We start from the raw sequence: 22,168 nt of genomic DNA on the forward strand, positions 1-22,168 counted from the left end.
AGAAACTTTTACGAAGCAACCGCAATAGCTTGCTTGGATTGGGGATCCAGGAGGTCGTGGTACAATTTCAGGACATCGTTGGCCATGATCGAGGCCGAAAAGACCGACTTGACCTTTTCCATCGGCGGCATTGCCGCATCGTGCCAGCCCGAGATGCGGATTGCATCGGCCATCACACGCGCGAGATCGTCGGAATCTTCGGGGTTGACGAGGGCAGGGCTATCTCTGCCCAATACCTCGGGAATTCCGCCGACGCGGGTCGCGATGATGGTCTTGCCGGCGCCGAGGCCCTCGAGCACGATGTAGGGCATGGCTTCGGCCCGCGACGGCACGACGAGGTTCTGGGACATGGCGAAAGCCTGCTGAACGCGCATTGCCGGTAGCATGCTGATCCGCTTGCCGAGGCCACGCTCGATCATCATCTCGCGGTACCTGTCGCGGTCTGGCCCGTCGCCGATCATCACAGCCGAAAGCGGGCGTCCGAGAATGCGCTCCGCTTTCGCGAAGGCCTCCACAAAGAGATCGGGACCCTTAAGGTCCCGCAGCATGCCGACATAGATGTAGTGGACAGCATCCGAACGGGTCGGGATGAGCTCGAAGTCTCGTTCGGCGATCCCATTGTAGATCAGCCGCGTTTCCGTCTGCGGTCGCCCGACCTTCTTGGTGTAGGCATCACGCTCGTATTCGCAGATGAAGACGAGCGCGTCCGTGAAGTATTCCTGCAAGCGCTCCATGCGGAGCACGAATTGCCCCGTGAGCGACCTGCGCGAATAATGCAGGCTTCCGCCGTGCGCAGTGTAGAGGCGGGCTACGCGATACCTGTTCACCCGCAGGGCTGAGCCGGCAAGCCGCGCGAGCACACCGCCTTTGGCGCCGTGACCGTGCAGCACATCCGGCCGCAAACTTTTAATGTTCTTGTACGTATCCCAGATCACTCCGATGTCGGAGAGGCTGACATGCCGCCGCATGGGCATGCGCGTCAATCCCATCGACAGAAAGGGACGAATGTCGTCGAACAGCCGGTCCTCATGCTCGCCGCCCGTTGAACTGTCGCAAAGAATGCCGACCTCATGCCCAGCCTTGCTGTGTTCCAGCACCAGATCGCGGACATGGCGGAAGATTCCGCCGACCGGTGACCTGAAGCAATGGAGGATGCGGAGGGGGCGCTGTTCGGTCATCGAGGATCAGAACAGTCGTTCGCGCACGTAGATGGTGTCGCCGGCGATGATCGCCGAAGAGATGTTGACGCGGCCGGTGATCACTTGCCCATTGATCTTGCGGGTCACGTCGACGGCTCCTTGATTGGCGCGCGGGGTAAAGCCGCCGGCAACGGCAACGGCGTTCTGCACCGTCATTCCGGGAACGTAGGCGTATTGGCCGGACTGGCCGACTTCGCCCATAACGAAGATCGAGCGGTAGCGGTCGACATCGATCGTCACATCTGGATCCCGCAGGTAGCCTTGCCGGAGTTTCTGGGCGATCTGGCCCGACAGCTGCTGCAGCGTCCGTCCGCGAGCCGGGACCTGGCCAACCAGGGGGAAGGCAATGTAGCCAGCCTGGTCGATCGTATAGGTGTTGGTCATGCTCGGTTGGTCAAATACGGTAATGCGCAGCCGGTCGCCGCTGTCCAGCGAATAGGGCTGGATCGTCGCCTGATTGAAGGCCTGAGGGGCGGGCTTATAGCTATTGCAGCCGCTCACGACCGCGGTCATGGCGGCGAGGCTCAGAGCCATCAGGAACTTGGGCTGTGCGAAAGGCATCGCGTCTGCTCATAGGAAAACGAATTAGGTCTCAGCCGTTATCAATCCGTTAGGGTTAATGGTCGGTAAAAACCGCCGATTTTTTTGGCTTCGGCCAGCGACGTGCCGCCGGAATGCCGGAGCAGACATTAACCGTTGGGTTACTATAGTCATTTACCCTCGCGGCCACGTTTGTTCTTGGAGTACAAGCATGTCCGGCGTATCGGGTAATCAGGATGTGGACATAGATCTTGGACAATTGGTCCGCGCCGTTTGGGCACGCCGGCTGAAGGTCCTGGCAATCACCGCGTTGGGGGCAGGGGTCGCCTTCACGGGCGCCAAGATGATCTCCCCCAAGTACCGCAGTGAAACGCGCATCCTGATCGAGCCGCGCGCTCCTGCCTTCGCCAATGCGCAGGTGAATGATACCAACGCGGGCCCGTTGCTGGACGAGCTCAATATTGCGAGCCAGGTGCAGCTACTGCAGTCCGCAGACCTCATCAAGCAGGTCATCAACGGCCAGAAGCTTTACGATTTGCCGGAGTTCGATGCGGCCGCCAACGGCTCCGCTCTCACCGATATCCTGGTGGCCCTTCACCTCAAGAAAAATCCATATGAAAATCCCCCCGAAGAGCGCGTGATCGACGCCTTCACGGAGCGGCTTCAGGTCTATCAGGTGCCCGGATCGCGCGTGATCGGTATTACCTTCACCTCGAAGGATCCGAAGCTCGCGGCAACGATTCCGAATGCGATGGCCGCTGTCTACCTCGCTACACAAAGCGGCGCCAAGCTGGATTCGAATTCGGAGGCGACACGTTGGCTGGAGCCGGAAATCGAAAATCTTCGCCAGAAGGTGAATGACGCCGAGCAGAAGGTGGCGGAATACCGTGCCGAGCACGGATTGCTGCCAACCAATGGTGGCGCGAATTTCCCGACGCAGCAATTGAACGACATTTCGGCAGAGCTTACCCGCGTCCGAGGAGAGCGAGCCAATGCTGATGCGCGCGCGCAGTCCGTGCGCAATGCCCTCTCTGCCGGCGAGGCATCCGATACACTGCAGGACATCATGTCGTCGCAGTCGATCCAGCGGCTGAAGAGCACGGAGTCAGGCCTGCAGTCGCAGATCTCCGACCTGCAGACCTCATTGCTCAATAGCCATCCGCGGCTGAAGAGCCTGCGAGCGCAGCTTTCGGACATCAAGGTTCAGATTCGCCGGGAGACGCAGAAGATCCTGGCAAGCATCGAAAACGAAGCGAAGGTCTCTGCGGTTCGCCAAAAGGAATTGGAACAGCAGGCCGACACACTGAAGGCCAACAGTGCGAAAGCCGGCGAAGACGAGGTCGGTCTCAATGCCCTGACGCGCGAAGCCACGGCACAGCGGCAACTCCTGGAAACCTATCTCTCTCGTTACCGCGAGGCGGCGTCGCGCGCCGACAAGAACTCAAGCCCGGCCGACGCCCGCATTGTGTCGAAGGCCATACAGCCCGTTGATCCCTATTTCCCGAAGGTTCTGCCAATCGTCATCGTCGCTGCCTTAGCGACCTTCATCATGTCATCGATTGTGATCATGCTCGCCGAACTCTTCAGCGGTCGAGCACTCCGCCCCATCGAGCCGCCCGAGGAGGAGATGGCGCGTGAAGAAGCAGAGGAACCTCACGCGACAACTGCCGGCTCCGCCAAGCGAGCGGCTACGCCGAGCCTGCTCGCCACCCCCGCAGACGAGGAGCCGGTTGCCCAGCTAGTCGAGGAAGAAAATGCCGTCGAAACGAACGAGTTCTCGATAGCATCTGTCTCGGATTACCTTCGCGGCAGCAGGGCGCCACTGGCGATTGCCATTTCGCCGACCGGCGATGATGGATCGGTGGCAACCGTATCGCTTGTGCGCAAGTTGGCCGAGGATGGCTCGCGGGTCATCCTGGTCGACATGACGGGCTCGGGGCTGCCGAGCGACCTCATGGCCGAGGATCGCAACATGCTCGGCATAACCGATTTACTCTGCGGGGATGCGGCCTTCGGCGATACGATCCATGGCGACAGCCGCTCCGACGCGCACTTCATTGCGCAGGGCATCAGCGATCCGCGGCGGGCGATGCGCGGTGCCGATCGATTGTCACTGCTGCTGGACGCTCTTGTCTCGGCCTATGACCTGGTGATCGTGGAATGCGGCGCTGCCGACGTGGCCGGCGTTTCGCGCCTGACGCAGAGCAAGGACGTCGAAATCATCCTCTCCATGCCTGAGATCGTCGAGCAGGAGTTCGTGACGGCTATGACCGAGTTCGAAGCGGCCGGCTACGAGCGTGTCGTGCTGATGTCCGATAGCGACGAGCCCCTTGAGAGCCCGATCTCTCGGCATGCAGCGTGATCAAACGCCGATCACCCGGTGTATGCGCTGGGCCAGGTGGTAGATCTTCGGGCGAGACTTAGCGAAGGCTTTGCCTCGTGTGATTGCCCGATGGACGAGGCCGCCCACTCTGCCGCGTAACGAAAGCGGCAGAACAACGTCATAGTGCTCGGTTTCTACAGGCGCCCAGGAGCGTTTGTATCTTTGGTCGCCGAGGCCGAAGTCGAACAGGTCGACGCCCTTACCATGCTGCCCGGCGATCATCTGCCAGAACAGGAATTCGCCAGGGCTCGTCTCCGCCGCCAAGCTCTCATCGATTGCGCTGAATTGGCAGATGATGTGGTCGCCCTTGCGAGAAATGCCAGCAAGGGCCGCGATATGACCATCGTACGCACCCTTCAGGCGGATCGCGTGCATTTCCAGCCCCACGGTCTTGCTGTCGGGGTCGCGAATGTCGAGTGCGCCGTGAAGGAAAGCCTTGGTCTGTGGGTCTTCAAACACATCCGGCAGTCCGAGCGCGCTCAATCGTTCGCCCTTCTGTTCGAAGAATCGATCAAGCAGCCGGTGTTGCTCACCTGACGTTCCGCTAGAAATGTAGTCGAACCCGCCGAGCGCTTCCAGGCGTCTCAGCTGCGTTCGGAACTTCTTGCGCCGGCCCTTTGCATTCACTTGTTGGAGTGTCGACTCCATGTTTGCTAGGAGCGGAAGATGGTAGGCGTGGTTCTGGTTCTTGACCATCGGCAGCAGCGCCAGAGGACTGTGGCATCCGCGCCATTCCAAGGGTATGTTCTGCAGCAACAGAAGGTCGGCGCTTCCAACCAGAGCGCGGCGCAGCAGCTCCGCGAATTTCGCTGGCTCGAGATTCGTGGCCAGTTCGATGAAGCGCGCTGTGAAAAGGCCCGTGTTGATGTTGCTGTGATCGGCACCGACAAATCTGGCAGTGCGGAAGCCGTGAAACCTGTTTATCTCTATTGGCAGAATGAATGCGGTCTCTTCGCCAAGCCTGCCCCAGACGATCGACAATGGGTTTCCATGGGCCTTGGCCCAGGATACGCACCAGTCGTAGCCTTGGTGCAGGGAATTCAGATCGTCACGATCGAGTTCACGCCAGATCTCTTCCAGCGGCTCCAAGCTATGCAAGACGACGATGTCGAGTTCGGCCACCGCAAGCTGCGCGTTCAGCGCCCGCAATTCGGAAACTCCCGCGTTGGATTCTATCGAATGGTGCGCTTTGTGTGCGATAGGAAGCTTCTGCGCCTGCACGGTTTTTCTCCGGTCTGACTTGCCAGCGCGGAGAATAGCGGAGTGGAGCATCCATTTCGTTTATGAGCCGCGACGCACAGTGGTTTCCGTCGATCACGGTTATCCTGTCGTTAACGGATTACTGCTGCTTCGGCCCAGCCATCCATTTGATGATGACCATGGCGGGAAGCACCCACAGTAGTCCTGTCAGGAAAAAGTAGAGGAGTTGCCCCCACCATGGAGCGTTGCCGAGCGTTGCAACGGCGATCGTGTTTGCAAGCAGCGCGTAGGCGAACACGAGCACGACGATCAGGATCGTACCGATGAATTTGCGGAGGCGGACAGGCATCAAATATCTTTCGCACTGGTGTTTGAACTGCCGCGACGGCATGCCGCAAAGGTTCGGGGCTTGTTTTGCATGAGCCGCTCAGGCAAATCAACTGCCGGACGTAAGGAGCAGTCATGGCGATCGCGAACTTGAGCACTGAACAGCAGATCCTGCGTGAGATACGCCGACAGGACGGCAATCGCCGGGCTGTTCGCATCTGGCTGGGCTTTGTGCTCCTGGCGCTCTTCTGTCTCGTAATCGTCGGCGGTGCCACCAGACTCACGAATTCGGGCCTGTCGATCACCGAGTGGAAGCCGATCCACGGGGTGATTCCGCCTCTGAGTGCCGCGCAATGGGACGAGGAATTCAAGCTCTACCAACGCATTCCCGAGTATCAGCAAATAAATGACGGAATGACCATCGACGAGTTCAAGGGCATCTTTTGGTGGGAGTGGGCCCACCGTCTGATTGCACGTGGCATTGGTGTCATCTTCGCGCTGCCGTTGCTCTATTTCTGGATAACGGGAAGGGTGGAAAGACGGCTGCGCTGGCCCCTCTTCGGAATTCTGATGCTGGGTGGACTGCAGGGCGCGATCGGCTGGTGGATGGTCTCTTCGGGGCTCTCGGTGCGAACCGACGTGAGCCAGTATCGGTTGGCAACGCACCTTGTCATGGCCTGTCTCATCTTCGCGTCCTGCATGTGGATCATGCGGGGGCTTTCGCCTCACTCCGACGATCCCGCGCCCACGCAAGGCTCGCATGTCTGGGCCGCTGCGATAGCAGTGTTTGCGCTTTTCCAGATCTACCTCGGGGCGCTCGTCGCCGGCCTCGACGCCGGCTTTACCTACAATACCTGGCCGTTGATGGATGGCGCGGTCGTGCCCTCCGATCTGCTGATCCAGCAACCGGCCTGGATCAATTTCTTCGAGAACCCGAAGACGGTACAGTTCGTCCATCGGCTGGGTGCCTACACGCTTTTTGCGCTCACGCTGATCAACATGATCATTGCCATTACCGCAGCGCCGTCGACGACACATGCTCGGCGGGCCGTCGTTCTGTTCGTGTTGGTGACTGTCCAGGCGGCAATTGGAATCGCTACTTTGTTGCTGCAGGTCCCGCTTCATTGGGCCCTGCTGCATCAGGCCGGAGCTCTGGTGATCCTTGGCTTTGCGATCGCCAATTGGCGGGGTTTTCATGGAGCGTACCCGCGCGAGACCATGATTGCCGAGCAGGATTGAGCTCGACAACGCCGACGTTCAAAAATCGTCAGTTCGCTGTCGAAACCGAGCCATCTCAAACGTCCTTGAAGGAGCGCGATGGAACGGGAGATGACGATGCGACGACTCAGCGTATTTCTGAGCATTTCTCTTGATGGATACTTTGCCGATTTGAACGGCGATATGAGTTGGGCTCACCGGGACGATCCCGAGTTCAATGCTTTCGTTGCCGGCAATGCGAGCGCCGGCGGTGAGCTCCTCATGGGACGAAGAACCTACGACCTCATGGCTTCCTATTGGCCGACTGCGATGGCAAAGGAACGCGACCCGATTGTGGCGGACGGAATGAACAGTCTGCCGAAGATCGTGTTCTCGCGAACGATGAGCGAGGCCGGCTGGATCAATACGCGGCTGATTCGCGAAAACCCCGCGCAAGCCGTAGACGCCCTCAAGCGGGCAGAGGGCAAGGATATGGTTGTCCTTGGCAGCGGCAGTATCGTTGCACAGCTTGTGGAAGCCGGCCTGGTCGATGTGTTTCAGTTTGTTGTCGTGCCGATAGCGCTCGGGGCGGGTCAATCCGTGTTTGCCGGTATCCGCGAGCGATTGGCACTCACCCTCACGCATAGTCGAGCATTTGCCAAAGGCAATGTGGTCCTGACCTATGCTCCTTCGCAATAGCGGAGCCAACGCATTGACCTCATCAGCGGCGTAAAAAAACCGGCTGCGTCACCGCAGCCGGATCCTGTTACTTATCGCCGAATATCAATCTCAGAAAAAACCGCGGCGCTGCCACCAGCCAGCTTTCTTGGGCTTGCCGTCGCCCTCGCTCTCGGCGGCATCGCTGCGCGTCGACTTCACGGTCGGTTCGGACGAGGAGATGTTCGACTCCCTGTTGGCGCGGACAGGCTTTGCGTCTTCGGGGGCCGGTGTCGCGAGGTCTGCGGCTGCCGCCTCAGCTTCAGCTTCTACGGCCGGGACGACGTCTGCCGCTGCCTCTTCCACGACAGGCTCCTCGATCGGCGATGCCTTGCGGCTACGACGTGCGCGCTTCGGCTTCACGTCTTCCATCACAGTAGCACCGGTCTCGACGGCTGCCATCGCCGGCTGAGCTTCGACTGCTTCTTCGGCGGCAGCTTCGATCGCCTCGACAGTGGTCACTTCTGTCTCGCCATCTTCGGCGCCGTCACTTGCCAGTTCGGCTTCGGATGCCTCCTGCTCGCCGCCTTCCTCGCGGTTGCGGCGGCCGCCGCGCTTGCCACGACGGCGGCGCTTGCGGCGCTGGGTCTCATCACCTTCGTCACGCGTTTCCGAGGTGGCAGCAACGCTTTCGTCGCCTTCATCCTCGTCATCACTGTCGGTCTGGTCGCCTTCCTCAGCGTCGGCAGAGCTGCTGTCGGCGGCTACCGGCTCGCCGTTGCCATTGCGGCCCCGACGACGACGGCGGCGCTTGCGCTTGCGGCCTTCTCCATCGCTTTCGGCGCTCTGTGCCGGACGTTCGGAAGCAGCCGGCTTGGCCTCCAGTTCCTCTTCTTCCTCCTCGTCGACTTCGACCACGATATCGTCGTCTTCGTCATCGGGGATGGCAGCAAAGTTGAACAGGCTTTCGATCTTGACTGGATTCTCGACCGGCTCGCCGCGGTCGATCGCAAAGTGCTGTGAGCCGACGGCGCCGTCTGCGTCGATAATGATCGCGACACCGAAGCGGGCTTCGTAGTCGAGGATCGTCTGGCGCTTGTGGTTGAGCAGGTACAGCGCAATATCAGGCGTCGTGCGAACCGTGATGTTGTGCGTGGTGTTCTTGAGCAGGTACTCCTCGATGCCGCGCAGGACGTGCAGGGCAACGGAGGACTGCGAACGCACGTGGCCGGTGCCGCCGCAATGCGAGCAGACCTGGGTTGTCGATTCAAGAACGGAAGCGCGGATGCGCTGGCGCGACATTTCGAGCAGGCCGAAATGCGAGATGCGGCCGACCTGGATGCGGGCACGGTCGTTCTTCAGGCATTCCTTCAGCTTCTTCTCGACGGCGCGGTTGTTGCGCTTCTCTTCCATGTCGATGAAGTCGATGACGATGAGGCCGGCAAGGTCGCGCAGGCGAAGCTGGCGGGCCACTTCATCGGCGGCCTCGAGGTTCGTCTGCAGCGCGGTGTCCTCGATCGAGTGCTCGCGGGTCGAACGGCCGGAGTTGACGTCGATCGAAACCAGCGCTTCCGTCTGGTTCATGATCAGGTAGCCGCCGGACTTCAAGGTCACCTGCGGCTGCAGCATGCGGTCGAGCTGAGCTTCGATGCCGGAGCGCGAGAAGATCGGGTGAATGTCGCGGTAGGGCTGGACCACCTTGGCATGGCTCGGCATCAGCATCTTCATGAAGTCTTTCGCTTCACGATAGCCTTCCTCGCCCGAGACGATGATCTCGCCGATGTCCTTGTTGTAGAGGTCGCGGATCGAGCGCTTGATGAGCGAGCCTTCCTCGTAGACGAGGCAGGGAGCGGTCGACTGCAGCGTCAGCGTGCGCACATTCTCCCACAAGCGCATTAGGTATTCGAAGTCTCGCTTGACCTCGACCTTGGTCCGGTTTGCACCGGCCGTGCGCAAGATGACACCCATGCCCTGCGGCACTTCGAGCATCCGCGCGATTTCCTTCAGGCGCTTGCGGTCCTGCGGATTGGTGATCTTGCGGGAAATGCCGCCGCCACGCGCCGTGTTCGGCATGAGGACGGAATAACGGCCGGCCAGCGAAAGATAGGTGGTCAGGGCCGCGCCCTTATTGCCGCGCTCTTCTTTTGCCACCTGCACCAGCAGGATCTGGCGGCGCTTGATGACTTCCTGGATGCGATACTGCTTGCGCGGCTTGCGCTGGACGCGATCGGGAACTTCCTCCATGGCGTCTTCAGCGCCAACGGATTCGATCACTTCCTCTTCGTGGTCGTGATCGTCGTCATCGTCGTCGTCGCTGCGGCGGCGGGCGTCGACCTCTTCGGAGATTGAGTCCGTCTCGACCATCGCTGCCATCTCGTTGCCCGGCGAGCCTTCGTCATCGTTGTCGACCGTGGCTTCGCGGGCAACCTCATCGCTTGCCGGCACTTCGGCAGCCGGCGCTGCCTTCTTGCGGCTGCGGCGTGGCTTTGCCTTCTTGGCAGGTGCTTCCTCGGCAACCTCCGCAACGGCCTCGACCATCTCGGTTACCGCAGCAGTTTCTACCTCTGGCGCGGCTTCCGCTATAGGCACTTCGACACCGACGTCCGGCTGCTCTTGAGTGGAGAGATCGACCGGTGCCGTCTCGACATGTTCGACGTCGTCGTCGCGGCGATGCTCCTCGGCTTCGGCGCGAAGCAGGGCCTGACGATCGGCAAGCGGGATCTGATAGTAGTCGGGGTGAATTTCGGCAAAGGCCAGGAAGCCATGCCGGTTGCCGCCGTAGTCAACGAAAGCGGCCTGCAGCGAGGGTTCGACCCTCGTTACCTTCGCGAGATAGATATTGCCGCGAATCTGCTTCTTGTGCTGCGACTCGAAGTCAAATTCTTCTATGCGGTTTCCGCGAACGACTACAACGCGCGTCTCTTCCTCGTGAGACGCGTCGATAAGCATCTTGTCTGCCATGTAAGCTGTGCTCCTCGGCGCGGCCGAACGTCGGCATCCCCTTGTGTCAATGAGACAGAAGAGGTGCGGCTCGTCATTGCAGCGCCGGATAATGAAAGTCGCGATTGGTGCGGTGTGGAAGGCAGCAGCCAGACAGCAGCGGGGGAGATGTTCTCCCGGGGCCTGTAGACTTCAGATAAAACCTGCTGCGACACCATCAAAGACCAAGCGAGATCGACAAAACTAAGACCTTGTTCAGGTCCGATGAGTTTGCTCTCTCTGTAAAGAGCGGTTGGTGGCTATCCACCGATGAAGTTCCCGCATACGCCGGAAAATTCAGGATCCAATTTCGAGTGGAAACACATATGACGGCGGACGATTGCCGGTTGTGGCGCCAGTTCCTTAGCGGTTTGGCTGCCGTGCAGGCGACTCTATCCCGTCAGCACTTCTACCCTAAAAATCCTTGTATGTTTTCTCTGTCACAATAGCAAGGGAAAAGCCAAATGTGCCATAATATTGATGGATTTTGGAAGGCATACAAAATCGGGGATTAAGGGCGCCGATTCGGCTCCGCGGCCGCGGACGGCGCCGACACCGGCAATTTCGCGTTTACCGGGAGAACTTGATCGGGATGTTATTTAAGGTGTGGCGGTCGATTGTTTAAGAGGGTACGACCCGCGACGGTGATATCCGGATGGCGGAGGACGAAGGTTGCGGGTGCGTTCGTCGCTGCTGTGGCGGCGATGGGTTTTGCATTTCTTCCGGATGTGAGAGCAGATGATGTGGTGAAGGTCGAGCCGTTGCTCGCCTATGGTGCCCGCATCGTCGGCGACGATGCCCGCACCCGCATCGTCATCGATTTCGATCGGGCACCGGACTTTTCGATCCATTACATTGCCAATCCCGAGCGCGTTGTCATCGATCTCCCGGTGACGGCGTTCGGATTCCCAGCCGGCGACCTTTCGGCGCGGGGGCTTTTCAAGGACATCCGTTACGGCAAGATGGATGAGGACAGCGCCCGTATCGTGCTGACGGCCAAGAAACCGGTGAAGATGGAAGTCGCCAAGGTTCAGGCAGATGAGGGCGGCAAGGGGCATCGTCTCATCCTTGATGCCGCAATGACGGACAAGGACAGGTTCGCGGAACTGGTCAAGGCCCAGTCATGGAACGATCCTTCCTCTCAGCAGACGACCAGCGCCATCCCCGCGCCGGAGAGGCCGGCCAACGGCGATTTCATCATCGCCGTCGATGCCGGTCACGGCGGGATCGACACGGGCGCGATCGGCGTCGATACCAAGACGCAAGAGAAGGACGTAACGCTCGCTTTTGCCAAGGCGCTTGCCGATCGTCTCAACCGCGAGTCCGGCATCAAAGCATTTCTGACGCGAAAGGACGACTCGTTCCTGTCGCTTTCCGAGCGTGTGGAGATTGCCCGTCAGAACAATGCAGGTCTGTTCATTTCGATGCATGCCGACACATTGAAGCAGAAGGATATTCGCGGCGCGACAGTCTACACGATCTCCGACAGGGCCTCGGATAAGCTCGCCGCCGATCTGGCTGACCGCGAAAACCTTTCCGACCAGATTGCCGGCAAGGAGACCGTGGCCGAGCCTCCCGAAGTCGCGGACATTCTGCTCGACCTAACACGCCGCGAAACGCAGGCTTTCTCGATTTCGCTGGCAGAGAGCGTGCTCGCGTCCTTCAAGGATCAGGTGGGGACAATCAACAACCCGCATCGCCATGCCGGCTTCCGCGTTCTTCAGGCGCCGGATGTGCCGTCTATCCTGTTGGAACTGGGCTTTCTTTCGAACAGGGAGGACGAAAAACTCCTGCTCGACGAGGCATGGCGGGCAAGGATGGCGGACCTGCTGACGGAAGCGGTAAAGCACTATCGCACGGCGATGGTTGCAAATGGTGGCTGATTTCAGCCGTGGCCCAGATGTGACACTCGGTCGGGTAACACAATCGCAATGTGGGAATAGCGGTTCAAGGCCCTATTTTACTCACATTCACGCCGTTACTCAGCCTTGTGTTTCCATAGGTGAAACGGAATCGGCTTGTGGCGAAAACGCTCATGGAGTAAGTCGCCCAACGTGCAAGATGCCCCGATCCATGCGATTGTTATGCTCGCGCCGATCGATGATTGAGATACCGGTAGCTTAAATATGATTAGACTTCTTGGATATTTCTTCGGAGTGGCTTGCGTCCTGTTCTTGGGCGTGGCGGCTGTTGTTGCCATTTACCTGGCGACCGTCACGAAGGATCTTCCGGACTATGCAGTGCTGAGCAGCTACGAGCCGCCGGTGACGACCCGCGTGCATGCAGGCAACGGTGCGCTGATGGCGGAGTACGCCAAGGAGCGCAGACTTTTCCTGCCGATCCAAGCTGTTCCCGATCGCGTTAAGGCTGCATTCCTGTCTGCCGAAGACAAGAACTTCTATCAGCATCCCGGCATCGACGTTACCGGCTTTGCGCGTGCAGTCGTCGCTTACCTGACCGGCGGCCCGACGCAGGGTGGGTCGACGATCACGCAGCAGGTCGCCAAGAACTTCCTGCTTTCCAGCGAACAGACGATGGAGCGCAAGGCGAAGGAAGCGATCCTCTCCTTCCGTATCGAGCAGGCATACAGCAAGGACAAGATCCTTGAGCTGTACCTGAACGAGATCTTCTTCGGACTAAACTCCTATGGTATCGCGAGCGCCTCGCTCACCTATTTCAACAAGTCGGTGAATGAACTGACGATCGCCGACGCGGCCTACCTAGCCTCCCTGCCGAAGGGCCCGGCCAACTATCATCCCTTCCGTCATCCCGAAGCAGCGGTCACCCGCCGCAATTGGGTCATCGATCGCATGGTCGAGAATGGCTATGTCAGCCAGTCCGATGGCGCCGAGGCAAAGAAGCAGCCGCTTGGCGTAACTGGCCGAAGCAGCGGTCCCTCGCTCTTTGCGTCCGGTTATTTTGCCGAGGCAGTCCGTCGCCAGCTGATCGAGCAGTACGGCGAGAAGATGCTTTATGAAGGCGGCCTGTCCGTTCGTACCTCCTTCGATCCCGAGCTTCAGGTCTTCGCGCGCAAGGCGCTGCAGGACGGCCTGACCACCTATGACGAACGCCGCGGCTTCCACGGCCCGATCAAGCAGATCGACACGACGGCTGACTGGGGCAAGGCGCTGGCCGATATTCCTGCGTTGATCGACGTGTCCGAATGGCGATTGGCGGTCGTGCTGGCCGTATCCGACGATAGCGTCGACATCGGACTGCAGCCGCCGAAGGATGGCGCCGGCAAGATCCCTGCTGAGCGCGAGCGGGGTGTCATCGAGGCCAAGAACATGCAGTGGGCGTATCGCTCGGCTGCCGGCCGGAAGACGGCAAAGTCGCCAGACGGCGTCCTGTCCGCCGGCGATGTCGTCTACGTCGAGCGGCTGGGTGACGAAGGTTCGAGTTCCTACCGGCTTCGTCAGCCGCCGAAGGTCGAGGGCGGTCTGGTGGCGATGGATCCGAAGACCGGTCGCGTTCTCGCGATGGTCGGCGGCTTCTCCTACGCGCAGTCGGAGTTCAACCGCGCGACCCAGGCGATGCGCCAGCCTGGATCGTCCTTCAAGCCGTTCGTCTACGCGGCGGCCATGGACAATGGCTATACGCCGGCTTCGGTTGTGAGCGACGATCCGCTCTCGATCCAGACCGGCAATGGCCAGGTATGGGCGCCGGACAACTATGAAGGCGAGGGCGGTGGCGCCAACACGCTTCGCTTCGCCATCGAGCACTCGCGCAACCGGATGACCGTGCGCCTTGCGAACGACCTCGGCATGAACGTTGTTGCCGAGTATGCCGAGCGCTTCGGTATATACGATCACATGATGCCGGTTCTCGCCATGTCGCTGGGTTCCGGGGAGACCACAGTGCTGCGCATGGTGTCGGCCTATTCGGTCATCGCCAACGGCGGCAAGCAGATCAAGCCGACGCTGGTCGACCGGATCCAGGACCGCTACGGCCGCACCATCTTCAAGCATGAGGAGCGCGTCTGTGAGGGCTGCAATGCCAGCGACTGGCAGAACCAGGACGAGCCCAACGTCGTCGACAATCGCGAAACCGTTCTTGATCCGATGACCTCCTACCAGATCACTTCGATGCTGCAGGGCGTCGTCCAGCGTGGCACCGCTGCTGGCAAGATCGATCTCGGTGAGCGCGATGTGGCCGGCAAGACCGGCACGACGAACGACGAGAAGGATGCGTGGTTCGTGGGCTTCACGCCGGATCTCGTCGCCGGTCTCTATATCGGCTTCGATTCGCCTTCAACGCTCGGCCGCGGTGGCACGGGTGGCTCGCTGTCGGCGCCGGTCTTCAACGAATTCATGCAGGCTGCCGTCAAGGACATGCCGGCGTCCAAATTTGTCATTCCCGCTGGGATGAACCTCATTCCGATTGACCGCAAGACCGGCATGGCGGCAGCGCAAGGTGATCCGAACACGATCATCGAAGCTTTCAAGCCGGGCACTGGTCCCGCCGACAGCTTCTCGGTCATCGGTATGGACAACACCATGGCGCCCGAGGAGATTTTGAAGACCTCGCCGCAGGCCAACCAGGCCGTTCAGTCCGGCGCCGGCGGGCTCTACTAACCCTTCCCCCGAACAGTTGTGGCGGCTGCGGCTCTTTACATCCGCAGCCGCCACAATTATTTGACGGGCAACTTTCGAAGCAACGCAAAGAAGCAGGAAAATGCGAGCGGAAATCCAGAACGTGGTCGATGAAACCAAGCAGGCTATCACCCTGCTGAGGAGGCATCTTTGACTGGGACCAGGCGGTAAGACGACTGGACTGGTTGAACAACAAGGCAGAGGATCCGAACCTCTGGAATGATGCCTCCGAGGCGCAGAAGCTGATGCGCGAGCGCCAGCAGCTCGACGACGGCATCAATGGTGTGCGGCAGCTGGAGCAGCAGCTGAACGACAATGTCGAGCTCATCGAAATGGGCGAGGAAGAGGGCGACGAAGGCGTCGTCAAGGAGGCTGAGGACGCCCTGAAGGGTCTGAAGACCGAGGCCGCGCGCCGCCAGGTCGAAGCGATGCTTTCCGGCGAAGCCGACAGCAATGACACGTATCTCGAAGTCCACTCCGGCGCCGGCGGCACGGAAAGTCAGGACTGGGCCAACATGCTTCTGCGCATGTATACCCGCTGGGCGGAACGTCAGCGCTTCAAGGTGGAGCTCCTCGAAGTCCATGATGGCGAAGAAGCCGGCATCAAGTCTGCGACCCTGCTGGTCAAGGGCCAGAACGCCTATGGCTGGCTGAAGACGGAATCGGGCGTTCATCGCCTGGTTCGCATCTCGCCCTACGACAGCAATGCGCGCCGTCACACATCCTTCTCGTCGATCTGGGTCTATCCCGTCATCGACGATTCGATCCAGATCGACATCAACGAAAGCGATTGCCGCATCGATACGTACCGCTCGTCGGGTGCCGGCGGCCAGCACGTCAACACGACAGACTCCGCGGTACGTATCACGCATATTCCCTCGGGCATCGTGGTACAGTGCCAGCAGGAACGCTCGCAGCACAAGAATCGCGCCAAGGCGTGGGACATGCTGCGTGCCCGCATGTACGAAGCCGAGCTGAAAAAGCGGGAAGACGCCGCAAACGCCGAAGCCGCCTCCAAGTCGGACATCGGCTGGGGCCACCAGATCCGCTCCTACGTTCTGCAGCCCTATCAGCTGGTCAAGGATCTACGGACGGGTGTGGCGAGCACGGCGCCTGGCGATGTTCTGGACGGCGAACTCAACGAGTTCATGGAAGCAGCTCTTGCCCACCGCATCAGCGGCAAGCCGGACGCCGTCGTCGACGACATCGACTAACTGCTCTCAAGTTTGAATTTGGAGGAGGCCCCGAACGGGCCTCTTCGGTTCACTCGGGAGCCCCTTGAAGAGGGAACCCGTCAGCGTCAAAAGCGATGGGACGCGGCTAGTTGCTTGCTTTGCCGACGGTAACCTCTCCAAACTCATCGATCACGACAGTCCAGGTCTCCGATTCCACGTCCGGGTCGGTCTTCAAATAGATCATTGCAAAGAGCCCCGGCTCCTTGAGCATGCCGGAGGAGTTTTCGGGCCTGATGTCGGTGACATAGGGCCTGAGATCGTTGAGTTCCTGCAACTCCACCGTCGAGGCGATGGCTGGTCCGCCGTCGCCCTGCTCGATCTGTTGCAGATAGATCTTGGCCGTGCGGTCTGCTTGCCTGACAGCAAACAATTTGTAGTAGCCGTGGCGCGGTTTTGCCGGAGCGGCAGCCGGCGTCGCGGTCTGAGCGGCTGAAGGTGCGCGTTGGACGCCAGGCGTCGTGCCGTCGTCTTCCCAGTAGCCCGTGCTCGTCGCGAATATGATCGAAGCCGGCAGGACTGGGTCTTCTGCCGCAGCGGTCCGAGCGCAGAGTGCGGGCACGGCGAGCAGCAATGCACAAAGCGTCGTTCGTCGCAGGTTCATCTCTCAGTCCTCAAACTGCTCGGCAAGAATACGATCGGACCATGATCGATCGGGATCGGAGAGAATGCGCGCCGTGGTATGTTCCGATTGAGCGATGCGAATATGAAGCACCGATTTCACTTCCGTGTTGTCGGCAACCGCGTTGACCGGACGTTTCTCCGCCTCGAGAATATGAATATCGACTGTCACCTTGTTGGGCAGTAGCGCGCCGCGCCAACGCCGCGGCCGGAACGCACTGACCGGAGTCATCGCCAGCAGCGGTGCGTCAAGCGGCAGGATCGGTCCGTGGGCGGAGAGGTTATAGGCCGTCGAACCCGCGGGCGTCGCCACCATCAGGCCGTCGCAGATGAGTTCGTCGAGCCGGACGACGCCGTCCACCTCGACACGCAGCTTGGCGGCCTGGTAGGATTGCCGGAACAACGACACTTCGTTGATGGCAAGGGCTGTCAAATTCGTGCCGTCCGAATTCGCCGTTGTCATCTGCAACGGGTGAAATGCGTTTTCGACGGCCGCGCAGATTCGATCCTGCAGGTTCTCCGTTCGGTAGTCGTTCATGAGGAAGCCGACAGAGCCGCGATTCATGCCGTAGACAAGCTTGCCGGAATTCATCGTGCCGTGCAGCGTCTGCAGCATGAACCCGTCGCCACCAAGGGCGACGATGACGTCGGCATCATCAGGGGGCACGTCGCCATAAATGCGAATCAGCTCTTCCCGCGCCGCCAGCGCCTCGGTTGCAGAGGAGGCAAGGAAGGAAAGCGTCTGAAATGAACGGCCCATGTAATTCCTTTGTCGTATTCAACGAACGATAACATAGTCTTGGCGTCTAGGCGCCAATAAAAGCCGATTCTGTCAAGTGCATCTGCGGCGCTGGACGGAGCCAACGTCAAGTCGAAGAGTCGCATTCACGCGACCAGCTAGCTCGCCTCGGTTCACACCGTCGGCGCAACAGCCCCCAAGTCAATGCTATAGGAAGTTCTGAGTAGAAGGAGAAGGATGGTGCCCCCGGCAGGGTTCGAACCCGCGACCCCCTGATTACAAATCAGGTGCTCTACCAACTGAGCTACAAGGGCGATGCCTGCCAAGTACCAGATTCTGCCGTCCTGTAAAGCAGAAATCGGCGCGATCTTGATTTCTTTGGTGCCACCTGACCGCCGGAGATTGGCGAACGCAACGAGATCGCGGCGGCGGGGTTCGCAAGCCTAATTCTGAGCAGTCTGCCGCACGCTCGCTTGCAAGGCGTCGCCGGTCTTCCCGGCGCCTGATGGTGACATCATTGTGATGGTCAGCACGGAGGCAACCATGAAAACAATGACGGCGATCATCAGCCGCACGTTTCTCTCCTTCAAAATCGTGCGAGGCAAACGCACGGGGCGCCGATCTTCTGTTCCCCGGGCAATCGCTGAGCGTTTACGGCATTGGCGTTGGGATGGGGCGTTCAGGGGCAGGCGCAAGCGGAGAGGGTTCGTGCGTTGGCTGTGACTTGTCGATCCAAGCGATGCTAAGAATGATGGCGACGAATACAGCGACGAAGAGAGTGCCGACAACGAGGGAGCGGATGGCCATATGGGATACCTTCCTCCTGTTCGAGTGCGGGACAGCTATAGAAAACGGCAGCGTCAAAAGCGAGGCGAATTCGTTTTTTTTCTGATCATCAGCAATGGCTTGCGGCCTTCCTCGTTGCTTTTCCCGAAGTTGCCGTGGGCCGCAGTCGAATGAAACGGATGCTCAGTTGGCGCTCATCAGTACGAGCCAGAGGCCCTCAATGTGGACGATCGAAGGATCGAGCCTTGCAATGGCTGTCGAGCAGTCTCCGGCCGGTGACAGGGCGAAATTGCTATTGGCGTTTGCCGCGTCGCTCAGCCCGCAAACTGGCAAAAAAGTGCCCCCGATCGAAGAACGAAGGGGATCGCGGCATTGCCTCTGTTGCCACGATCCGCCGCTGATCACATCATACTTTCAGATGCAGCCTCGCCGCATAGAGAGCGATCGCCGCCGCGTTGGACACGTTCAAAGACTTGATGGCACCCGGCATGTCGAGCCTTGCAAGTGCGCTGACGGTTTCGCGCGTCTTCTGCCGCAGCCCCTTGCCCTCGGAGCCCAGCACTAGCGCCACCTTGTCACCTGAGAATGTGCTCTCGAGCGGAGCCGGGCCTTCCGAATCAAGACCAATCGTGAAGAAGCCGAGTTTGTGCAGTTCGCCAAGCGCGTCTGACAGATTGGTGATCTGAATATAAGGAATGAGTTCCAGGGCACCGGAGGCTGATTTTGCCAGCACGCCTGATTCGGTCGGGCTGTGGCGCTGCGTGGTGATGACAGCACCGGCATTGAAGGCAACGGCGGAACGCATGATTGCGCCGACATTGTGCGGATCGGTCACCTGGTCGAGCACGAGAAGCAGCGGACTGCCTTTCAGTGCTTCCAGCCGTCGAACGGGCAAGGGTCGCGTTTCGAGCATCACACCCTGATGGATCGCGTCGGGACCGAGGACCTTGTCGATATCCTGCGGAGAAACGGTCTCGACCGGAATGCCGAGCGTATCCGCATCGATCTCGAGACGGGCAAGCGCATTTTGAGTCACCGACAGCTTGACGTTCTTGCGCTCCTTGTTGTCGAGCGCAGCACGAACCGTATGCAGGCCGTAAAGATAGACCTGATCAGGCGCGAGTGCCGGAGGTTTCCAGTCCTCGGCGCCGCGCCGGCGCTTCTGTGGTGTGGGTGTCGGAATCTCGCCGCGCTCGCGCTTGCTGTCGCGATGCGCGCGGCGCAAGTTTGCATAATGTGTGTCCTTGGCGGACTTGTCGTCGGTGGGCTTGCCACCGGGTTTGTTGTCTTTGCTCATGCGGCTTTATAGCGAGGGCGCTTCTTTCCGCATAGGATTTCTTTCAGGAGCCCGGCTTTCCGCTGCCGATGAAATTTTTCACATTTTTTCCATCGTCATCGTGTTGACATGGGGAAATCGTCCGGTCATATACGCGGCGCAGACCGAGGGGCGGCAACGCTTCGAAAGTCTGACGAGCTTGGTCTCACGATCCGGACGAAAAGACTGGAGAGATGCCCGAGTGGTTAAAGGGGACGGACTGTAAATCCGTTGGCTCAGCCTACGTTGGTTCAAATCCAACTCTCTCCACCATTCGTCATTGGATCGGATACCACCCCGCGGGTATAGCTCAATGGTAGAGCAGCAGCCTTCCAAGCTGAATACGCGGGTTCGATTCCCGCTACCCGCTCCAAATGTCCGAAAGTCCGGTCTTCACCTAGCCTTTTTACACGGCCTGCGCTGCTTCTGCGTGGCTGCTAGCCCCACAAGAGCACAAGAGGCGAGGCGAGCGCGATAATGCCGGCGATCATCCACCTCGTCTGTCCGTAGGCACTGAGGTCTTCCCTCGAAAGCCAGGTGCGCACGGCAATGAAGCCGATTGCGATGATCGCGCTGTAGAGCAGGGCGCGCAGCAGGATCGACCAGCCGCCCCCGAAAAGCCCGATGGCGATGCCGAAGCCGGTCAGGGCACCGAGAATGCCATATCCGACATCGAACATCAAAGTGGTGGTGGCCGAAAGCGGCGTCAGCATCTTCGGGAAGGCGATCGCGAATGCCGCGGTGAGCAGCCATATGGCGACAATCGCCTGCAGCGTCGACGAGTTGACAATGGATGTCGCCAGAGCCGGAAGGCGCTCGGGCGAGGACAGGCGCACAAGCTGCGCGACCCAGTCGATCGCGGCGGCAAGAATCCACAATATGAATGCACAGGCGGCAAAGATCAGAAAGTTGCCTGCGGATCGCTTTGCAATTTCCTTCGGTTCCATTGCGGTGTCTCCGAGTGCTTGCGCGTGAGAGCAGCAAATGAAGTAGTATCATATCCTTGGCCGGTCGCGCGCGTTCTTCGGGAATATATCTTCGCTGTTATTTGCAGCGCAGGTTGCCGATTGGATGCTTGCTGCCCATATGCGTGCCCAGGCCAGGAATCGGGCTAGGAATACCGTCCGCAATTAGGTCTTGCGCAATTTCCCCGAAAGCCTTAAACGGCGGCACTAAACCGGTTCGCCGGGGTCATCCATTTCGTTCACAGGAAGCATTCAAATGGCAAAGAGTAAGTTTGAGCGCAACAAGCCGCACGTTAACATCGGCACGATCGGCCACGTTGACCACGGCAAGACGTCTCTGACGGCAGCGATCACGAAGTATTTCGGCGAGTTCAAGGCGTACGACCAGATCGACGCTGCGCCGGAAGAAAAGGCCCGCGGCATCACCATTTCGACGGCCCACGTCGAATACGAGACCCCAGCCCGCCACTATGCTCACGTTGACTGCCCCGGCCACGCCGACTACGTCAAGAACATGATCACCGGTGCGGCGCAGATGGACGGCGCGATCCTGGTTTGCTCGGCTGCTGACGGCCCGATGCCGCAGACCCGCGAGCACATCCTGCTGGCTCGCCAGGTCGGCGTTCCTGCGATTGTCGTGTTCCTCAACAAGGTCGACCAGGTTGACGACGCCGAGCTTCTCGAACTCGTCGAGCTCGAAGTGCGCGAACTGCTGTCGTCCTACGACTTCCCGGGCGACGACATTCCGGTCATCAAGGGCTCGGCTCTTGCTGCTCTGGAAGACTCGGACAAGAAGATCGGCGAAGACGCGATCCGCGAGCTGATGGCAGCCGTTGACGCCTACATCCCGACGCCTGAGCGTCCGATCGACCAGCCATTCCTGATGCCGATCGAAGACGTGTTCTCGATCTCGGGCCGTGGTACGGTTGTGACCGGCCGCGTCGAGCGTGGCATCGTCAAGGTTGGCGAAGAAGTCGAAATCGTCGGCATTCGCCCGACCTCGAAGACGACGGTGACCGGCGTTGAAATGTTCCGCAAGCTGCTCGATCAGGGCCAGGCTGGCGACAACATCGGCGCTCTGGTTCGCGGTGTGAACCGTGACGGCGTCGAGCGTGGTCAGATCCTGTGCAAGCCGGGCTCTGTCAAGCCACACAAGAAGTTCAAGGCCGAAGCCTACATCCTGACGAAGGAAGAAGGCGGCCGTCATACGCCGTTCTTCACGAACTACCGTCCGCAGTTCTACTTCCGCACGACGGACGTGACGGGCATCGTCACCCTGCCGGAAGGCACGGAAATGGTTATGCCTGGCGACAACGTCACGGTTGACGTCGAGCTGATCGTTCCGATCGCGATGGAAGAAAAGCTGCGCTTCGCGATCCGCGAAGGCGGCCGTACCGTCGGCGCAGGCATCGTTGCTTCCATCGTCGAGTAAGCTT

The 22,168-nt window shown here is 59.8% G+C and carries 17 protein-coding genes and 3 tRNA genes; 9 read left to right on the plus strand and 11 right to left on the minus strand.

The genetic code is table 11. The annotated features are described in order from the left end of the window. Nucleotides 1-8: 8 nt before the first annotated feature. Entirely contained in the window at nucleotides 9-1,178 is a 1,170-nt protein-coding gene (locus BSG20_RS06815; RefSeq protein ID WP_072372604.1) for a glycosyltransferase family 4 protein, read from the minus strand. A 6-nt stretch (nucleotides 1,179-1,184) separates the two neighbouring features. Continuing rightward, a complete protein-coding gene (locus tag BSG20_RS06820; protein ID WP_072372607.1) occupies nucleotides 1,185-1,760 on the minus strand; it encodes a polysaccharide biosynthesis/export family protein in 576 nt (191 codons plus the stop codon). 190 nt (nucleotides 1,761-1,950) lie between these two features. On the opposite strand from BSG20_RS06820, the gene BSG20_RS06825 reads away from it, so the two are divergent. Then, nucleotides 1,951-4,101 carry a GumC family protein gene (locus BSG20_RS06825; protein WP_072372610.1) on the plus strand — a complete coding sequence of 717 codons (2,151 nt, stop codon included), beginning with the start codon at nucleotides 1,951-1,953 and terminating at the stop codon, nucleotides 4,099-4,101. Here the strand turns inward: BSG20_RS06825 and BSG20_RS06830 are convergent, their stop codons facing one another. Next, entirely contained in the window at nucleotides 4,102-5,343 is a 1,242-nt protein-coding gene (locus BSG20_RS06830) for a GNAT family N-acetyltransferase (protein ID WP_072372613.1), read from the minus strand. A gap of 118 nt (nucleotides 5,344-5,461) precedes the next feature. Continuing rightward, the gene (locus BSG20_RS06835; protein WP_072372616.1) at nucleotides 5,462-5,671 is read right to left on the minus strand and encodes a DUF2842 domain-containing protein; all 210 of its coding nucleotides are present in this window, start codon (nucleotides 5,669-5,671) and stop codon (nucleotides 5,462-5,464) included. A 113-nt stretch (nucleotides 5,672-5,784) separates the two neighbouring features. Here BSG20_RS06835 and BSG20_RS06840 point away from each other — a divergent pair, with 113 nt between their 5' ends. Both BSG20_RS06840 and BSG20_RS06845 read left to right on the plus strand, forming a co-directional pair. Further along, nucleotides 5,785-6,888, plus strand: coding sequence for a COX15/CtaA family protein (locus BSG20_RS06840; RefSeq protein WP_072372619.1), 1,104 nt, complete (start codon nucleotides 5,785-5,787; stop codon nucleotides 6,886-6,888). Between the two features lie 96 nt (nucleotides 6,889-6,984). After that, nucleotides 6,985-7,545, plus strand: coding sequence for a dihydrofolate reductase family protein (locus BSG20_RS06845; protein ID WP_072372709.1), 561 nt, complete (start codon nucleotides 6,985-6,987; stop codon nucleotides 7,543-7,545). Between the two features lie 90 nt (nucleotides 7,546-7,635). Here the strand turns inward: BSG20_RS06845 and BSG20_RS06850 are convergent, their stop codons facing one another. Next, nucleotides 7,636-10,464 (minus strand): Rne/Rng family ribonuclease, encoded by a 2,829-nt coding sequence (locus tag BSG20_RS06850; protein WP_072372622.1) that lies wholly within the window; start codon nucleotides 10,462-10,464, stop codon nucleotides 7,636-7,638. Between the two features lie 635 nt (nucleotides 10,465-11,099). On the opposite strand from BSG20_RS06850, the gene BSG20_RS06855 reads away from it, so the two are divergent. The 3 genes from BSG20_RS06855 (at nucleotide 11,100) to prfB (ending at nucleotide 16,288) form a co-directional block, all read left to right on the plus strand. Then, nucleotides 11,100-12,365: an N-acetylmuramoyl-L-alanine amidase gene (locus BSG20_RS06855; RefSeq protein ID WP_072372625.1), complete on the plus strand. Its 1,266-nt coding sequence runs from the start codon at nucleotides 11,100-11,102 to the stop codon at nucleotides 12,363-12,365. Between the two features lie 243 nt (nucleotides 12,366-12,608). Then, nucleotides 12,609-15,056, plus strand: coding sequence for a penicillin-binding protein 1A (locus tag BSG20_RS06860; RefSeq protein WP_072372628.1), 2,448 nt, complete (start codon nucleotides 12,609-12,611; stop codon nucleotides 15,054-15,056). A 100-nt stretch (nucleotides 15,057-15,156) separates the two neighbouring features. After that, a protein-coding gene (prfB, locus tag BSG20_RS06870) for a peptide chain release factor 2 (protein WP_143147462.1) occupies nucleotides 15,157-16,288 on the plus strand; the annotation gives its coding sequence in 2 pieces (ribosomal slippage) (nucleotides 15,157-15,225 and nucleotides 15,227-16,288; 1,131 coding nt in all). A gap of 106 nt (nucleotides 16,289-16,394) precedes the next feature. Here prfB and BSG20_RS06875 read toward each other — a convergent pair. The 5 genes from BSG20_RS06875 to rlmB all read right to left on the minus strand — a co-directional run bounded on the left by BSG20_RS06875 (nucleotide 16,395) and on the right by rlmB (nucleotide 19,749). Beyond that, nucleotides 16,395-16,910, minus strand: coding sequence for a hypothetical protein (locus BSG20_RS06875; protein ID WP_072372636.1), 516 nt, complete (start codon nucleotides 16,908-16,910; stop codon nucleotides 16,395-16,397). 3 nt (nucleotides 16,911-16,913) lie between these two features. Then, nucleotides 16,914-17,687 carry an NAD kinase gene (locus tag BSG20_RS06880; protein WP_072372639.1) on the minus strand — a complete coding sequence of 258 codons (774 nt, stop codon included), beginning with the start codon at nucleotides 17,685-17,687 and terminating at the stop codon, nucleotides 16,914-16,916. 217 nt (nucleotides 17,688-17,904) lie between these two features. After that, nucleotides 17,905-17,980, minus strand: a tRNA-Thr gene (locus BSG20_RS06885). 129 nt (nucleotides 17,981-18,109) lie between these two features. Further along, entirely contained in the window at nucleotides 18,110-18,241 is a 132-nt protein-coding gene (locus BSG20_RS38355) for a hypothetical protein (RefSeq protein ID WP_280142168.1), read from the minus strand. Between the two features lie 617 nt (nucleotides 18,242-18,858). Then, entirely contained in the window at nucleotides 18,859-19,749 is an 891-nt protein-coding gene (rlmB, locus tag BSG20_RS06895; RefSeq protein WP_072372645.1) for a 23S rRNA (guanosine(2251)-2'-O)-methyltransferase RlmB, read from the minus strand. 206 nt (nucleotides 19,750-19,955) lie between these two features. On the opposite strand from rlmB, the gene BSG20_RS06900 reads away from it, so the two are divergent. After that, nucleotides 19,956-20,040, plus strand: a tRNA-Tyr gene (locus tag BSG20_RS06900). 26 nt (nucleotides 20,041-20,066) lie between these two features. Continuing rightward, nucleotides 20,067-20,140: transfer RNA gene (locus BSG20_RS06905), tRNA-Gly, on the plus strand. 64 nt (nucleotides 20,141-20,204) lie between these two features. Here the strand turns inward: BSG20_RS06905 and BSG20_RS06910 are convergent. Continuing rightward, complete coding sequence (locus tag BSG20_RS06910) at nucleotides 20,205-20,714, minus strand: hypothetical protein (RefSeq protein ID WP_072372648.1); 510 nt, start codon at nucleotides 20,712-20,714, stop codon at nucleotides 20,205-20,207. A 274-nt stretch (nucleotides 20,715-20,988) separates the two neighbouring features. On the opposite strand from BSG20_RS06910, the gene tuf reads away from it, so the two are divergent. Further along, the gene (gene tuf, locus BSG20_RS06915; protein ID WP_037069361.1) at nucleotides 20,989-22,164 is read left to right on the plus strand and encodes an elongation factor Tu; all 1,176 of its coding nucleotides are present in this window, start codon (nucleotides 20,989-20,991) and stop codon (nucleotides 22,162-22,164) included. Nucleotides 22,165-22,168 lie beyond the last annotated feature (4 nt).

Source organism: Rhizobium tibeticum (genome assembly GCF_900110205.1).
In the GTDB taxonomy this organism is placed as follows: domain Bacteria; phylum Pseudomonadota; class Alphaproteobacteria; order Rhizobiales; family Rhizobiaceae; genus Rhizobium; species Rhizobium tibeticum.